The organism is Pseudomonas sp. LPH60 (genome assembly GCF_030718165.1).
Classification (GTDB): Bacteria; Pseudomonadota; Gammaproteobacteria; order Pseudomonadales; family Pseudomonadaceae; genus Aquipseudomonas; species Aquipseudomonas danubii.
In genome coordinates, this window is the sequence record NZ_JAVAJH010000021.1 from 1 (window position 1) to 5,204 (window position 5,204).

Consider the following 5,204-nt stretch of genomic DNA (forward strand, 5'->3'; position numbering starts at 1 on the left):
TTAAGCAAATTGCTTGGGTGTTATATGGTCAAGCCTCACGGGCAATTAGTATTGGTTAGCTCAACGCCTCACAGCGCTTACACACCCAACCTATCAACGTCGTAGTCTTCGACGGCCCTTTAGGGGATTCAAGATCCCAGTGAGATCTCATCTTGAGGCAAGTTTCCCGCTTAGATGCTTTCAGCGGTTATCTTTTCCGAACATAGCTACCCGGCAATGCCACTGGCGTGACAACCGGAACACCAGAGGTTCGTCCACTCCGGTCCTCTCGTACTAGGAGCAGCCCCTCTCAAATCTCAAACGTCCACGGCAGATAGGGACCGAACTGTCTCACGACGTTCTAAACCCAGCTCGCGTACCACTTTAAATGGCGAACAGCCATACCCTTGGGACCGGCTTCAGCCCCAGGATGTGATGAGCCGACATCGAGGTGCCAAACACCGCCGTCGATATGAACTCTTGGGCGGTATCAGCCTGTTATCCCCGGAGTACCTTTTATCCGTTGAGCGATGGCCCTTCCATACAGAACCACCGGATCACTAAGACCTACTTTCGTACCTGCTCGACGTGTCTGTCTCGCAGTCAAGCGCGCTTTTGCCTTTATACTCTACGACCGATTTCCGACCGGTCTGAGCGCACCTTCGTACTCCTCCGTTACTCTTTAGGAGGAGACCGCCCCAGTCAAACTACCCACCATACACTGTCCTCGATCCGGATAACGGACCTGAGTTAGAACCTCAAAGTTGCCAGGGTGGTATTTCAAGGATGGCTCCACGCAAACTGGCGTTCACGCTTCAAAGCCTCCCACCTATCCTACACAAGCAAATTCAAAGTCCAGTGCAAAGCTATAGTAAAGGTTCACGGGGTCTTTCCGTCTAGCCGCGGATACACTGCATCTTCACAGCGATTTCAATTTCACTGAGTCTCGGGTGGAGACAGCGCCGCCATCGTTACGCCATTCGTGCAGGTCGGAACTTACCCGACAAGGAATTTCGCTACCTTAGGACCGTTATAGTTACGGCCGCCGTTTACCGGGGCTTCGATCAAGAGCTTCGCGTTAGCTAACCCCATCAATTAACCTTCCGGCACCGGGCAGGCGTCACACCCTATACGTCCACTTTCGTGTTTGCAGAGTGCTGTGTTTTTAATAAACAGTCGCAGCGGCCTGGTATCTTCGACCGGCATGAGCTTACGGAGCAAGTCCTTCACCCTCACCGGCGCACCTTCTCCCGAAGTTACGGTGCCATTTTGCCTAGTTCCTTCACCCGAGTTCTCTCAAGCGCCTTGGTATTCTCTACCCAACCACCTGTGTCGGTTTGGGGTACGGTTCCTAGTTATCTGAAGCTTAGAAGCTTTTCTTGGAAGCATGGCATCAACCACTTCGTCACCTAAAAGGTAACTCGTCATCAGCTCTCGGCCTTAGAACCCCGGATTTACCTAAGATTCCAGCCTACCACCTTAAACTTGGACAACCAACGCCAAGCTGGCCTAGCCTTCTCCGTCCCTCCATCGCAATAACTAGAAGTACAGGAATATTAACCTGTTTTCCATCGACTACGCTTTTCAGCCTCGCCTTAGGGACCGACTAACCCTGCGTCGATTAACGTTGCGCAGGAAACCTTGGTCTTTCGGCGTGGGTGTTTTTCACACCCATTGTCGTTACTCATGTCAGCATTCGCACTTCTGATACCTCCAGCAAGCTTCTCAACTCACCTTCACAGGCTTACAGAACGCTCCTCTACCGCATCACTTACGTGATACCCGTAGCTTCGGTGTATGGTTTGAGCCCCGTTACATCTTCCGCGCAGGCCGACTCGACTAGTGAGCTATTACGCTTTCTTTAAAGGGTGGCTGCTTCTAAGCCAACCTCCTAGCTGTCTAAGCCTTCCCACATCGTTTCCCACTTAACCATAACTTTGGGACCTTAGCTGACGGTCTGGGTTGTTTCCCTTTTCACGACGGACGTTAGCACCCGCCGTGTGTCTCCCATGCTCGGCACTTGTAGGTATTCGGAGTTTGCATCGGTTTGGTAAGTCGGGATGACCCCCTAGCCGAAACAGTGCTCTACCCCCTACAGTGATACATGAGGCGCTACCTAAATAGCTTTCGAGGAGAACCAGCTATCTCCGAGCTTGATTAGCCTTTCACTCCGATCCACAGGTCATCCGCTAACTTTTCAACGGTAGTCGGTTCGGTCCTCCAGTCAGTGTTACCTAACCTTCAACCTGCCCATGGATAGATCGCCCGGTTTCGGGTCTATTCCCAGCGACTAGACGCCCTATTAAGACTCGCTTTCGCTACGCCTCCCCTATTCGGTTAAGCTCGCCACTGAAAATAAGTCGCTGACCCATTATACAAAAGGTACGCAGTCACAGAACAAAGTCTGCTCCCACTGCTTGTACGCATACGGTTTCAGGATCTATTTCACTCCCCTCTCCGGGGTTCTTTTCGCCTTTCCCTCACGGTACTAGTTCACTATCGGTCAGTCAGTAGTATTTAGCCTTGGAGGATGGTCCCCCCATATTCAGACAAGGTTTCTCGTGCCCCGTCCTACTCGATTTCATGACTAAGAGATTTTCGCGTACAGGGCTATCACCCACTATGGCCGCACTTTCCAGAGCGTTCCGCTAATCTCAAAGCCACTTAAGGGCTAGTCCCCGTTCGCTCGCCACTACTAAGGGAATCTCGGTTGATTTCTTTTCCTCAGGGTACTTAGATGTTTCAGTTCCCCTGGTTCGCCTCTTGCACCTATGTATTCAGTACAAGATAACCATCTTATGATGGCTGGGTTCCCCCATTCAGAGATCTCCGGATCAAAGTCTGTTTGCCGACTCCCCGAAGCTTATCGCAGGCTACCACGTCTTTCATCGCCTCTGACTGCCAAGGCATCCACCGTATGCGCTTCTTCACTTGACCATATAACCCCAAGCAATCTGGTTATACTATGAAGACGACATTCGCCGAAAATTTGCAATTTAACTCACAAATTTTACCTTAGCCTGATCCGTTACCAGTGAAAGTAACGTTCAGTCTATCTTTCTATCACATACCCAAATTTTTAAAGAACGATCTAATCAAAAGACTAGAAATCAACATTCAAACAGAATGCTCATTTCTAAGCTTTCAGAAGCAGTTTATGGTGGAGCCAAGCGGGATCGAACCGCTGACCTCCTGCGTGCAAGGCAGGCGCTCTCCCAGCTGAGCTATGGCCCCATAACAAAATTGGTGGGTCTGGGCAGATTCGAACTGCCGACCTCACCCTTATCAGGGGTGCGCTCTAACCAACTGAGCTACAGACCCAATTTCGAGCTTGTAACTGTTAGCTTGGAGCTATCAGCTTGGAGCTTAAAGCTGCTTCTATCGTCTTCTTCAATGAATCAAGCAATTCGTGTGGGAGCTTATGAAGCAGCTGATGTCGTCGATTAAGGAGGTGATCCAGCCGCAGGTTCCCCTACGGCTACCTTGTTACGACTTCACCCCAGTCATGAATCACACCGTGGTAACCGTCCTCCCGAAGGTTAGACTAGCTACTTCTGGTGCAACCCACTCCCATGGTGTGACGGGCGGTGTGTACAAGGCCCGGGAACGTATTCACCGCGACATTCTGATTCGCGATTACTAGCGATTCCGACTTCACGCAGTCGAGTTGCAGACTGCGATCCGGACTACGATCGGTTTTATGGGATTAGCTCCACCTCGCGGCTTGGCAACCCTTTGTACCGACCATTGTAGCACGTGTGTAGCCCAGGCCGTAAGGGCCATGATGACTTGACGTCATCCCCACCTTCCTCCGGTTTGTCACCGGCAGTCTCCTTAGAGTGCCCACCATAACGTGCTGGTAACTAAGGACAAGGGTTGCGCTCGTTACGGGACTTAACCCAACATCTCACGACACGAGCTGACGACAGCCATGCAGCACCTGTCTCAATGCTCCCGAAGGCACCAATCTATCTCTAGAAAGTTCATTGGATGTCAAGGCCTGGTAAGGTTCTTCGCGTTGCTTCGAATTAAACCACATGCTCCACCGCTTGTGCGGGCCCCCGTCAATTCATTTGAGTTTTAACCTTGCGGCCGTACTCCCCAGGCGGTCAACTTAATGCGTTAGCTGCGCCACTAAGAGCTCAAGGCTCCCAACGGCTAGTTGACATCGTTTACGGCGTGGACTACCAGGGTATCTAATCCTGTTTGCTCCCCACGCTTTCGCACCTCAGTGTCAGTATCAGTCCAGGTGGTCGCCTTCGCCACTGGTGTTCCTTCCTATATCTACGCATTTCACCGCTACACAGGAAATTCCACCACCCTCTACCATACTCTAGCTTGCCAGTTTTGGATGCAGTTCCCAGGTTGAGCCCGGGGCTTTCACATCCAACTTAACAAACCACCTACGCGCGCTTTACGCCCAGTAATTCCGATTAACGCTTGCACCCTCTGTATTACCGCGGCTGCTGGCACAGAGTTAGCCGGTGCTTATTCTGTCGGTAACGTCAAAACAATCACGTATTAGGTAACTGCCCTTCCTCCCAACTTAAAGTGCTTTACAATCCGAAGACCTTCTTCACACACGCGGCATGGCTGGATCAGGCTTTCGCCCATTGTCCAATATTCCCCACTGCTGCCTCCCGTAGGAGTCTGGACCGTGTCTCAGTTCCAGTGTGACTGATCATCCTCTCAGACCAGTTACGGATCGTCGCCTTGGTGAGCCATTACCTCACCAACTAGCTAATCCGACCTAGGCTCATCTAATAGCGTGAGGTCCGAAGATCCCCCACTTTCTCCCGTAGGACGTATGCGGTATTAGCGCCCGTTTCCGGACGTTATCCCCCACTACTAGGCAGATTCCTAGGCATTACTCACCCGTCCGCCGCTCGCCACCAGGTACAAGTACCCGTGCTGCCGCTCGACTTGCATGTGTTAGGCCTGCCGCCAGCGTTCAATCTGAGCCATGATCAAACTCTTCAGTTCAAACATCTTTGGGTTTTGAGAAAACCCTAAACTTGGCTCAGCAATCGTTGGTTACATCTTTGATTTCTCGCGGAGTAACTTGTGATGCTGATAATCTTTTTGACTATCAGTCTGACTCCACAAGCACCCACACGAATTGCTTGATTCAGTTGTTAAAGAGCGGTTGGTTAAGATCTTTCGTCTCAACCGAGGCGCGCATTCTACAGCAGCCTCATTTACTGTCAAGTGATTTTTTTAAGAAG

2 tRNA genes and 2 rRNA genes are annotated in these 5,204 nt (G+C 51.1%); all 4 read right to left on the reverse strand.

The features are described 5' to 3' along the window. Positions 1-24 precede the first annotated feature (24 nt). A 23S ribosomal RNA gene (locus Q8O96_RS30995) occupies positions 25-2,916 on the reverse strand. 221 nt (positions 2,917-3,137) lie between these two features. After that, a tRNA-Ala gene (locus tag Q8O96_RS31000) sits at positions 3,138-3,213 on the reverse strand. A 10-nt stretch (positions 3,214-3,223) separates the two neighbouring features. Beyond that, positions 3,224-3,300: transfer RNA gene (locus tag Q8O96_RS31005), tRNA-Ile, on the reverse strand. A 123-nt stretch (positions 3,301-3,423) separates the two neighbouring features. After that, positions 3,424-4,962: ribosomal RNA gene (locus tag Q8O96_RS31010) — 16S ribosomal RNA — on the reverse strand. Together the 16S and 23S rRNA genes with 2 tRNA genes alongside form the textbook arrangement of a ribosomal RNA operon. Positions 4,963-5,204: the final 242 nt, after the last annotated feature.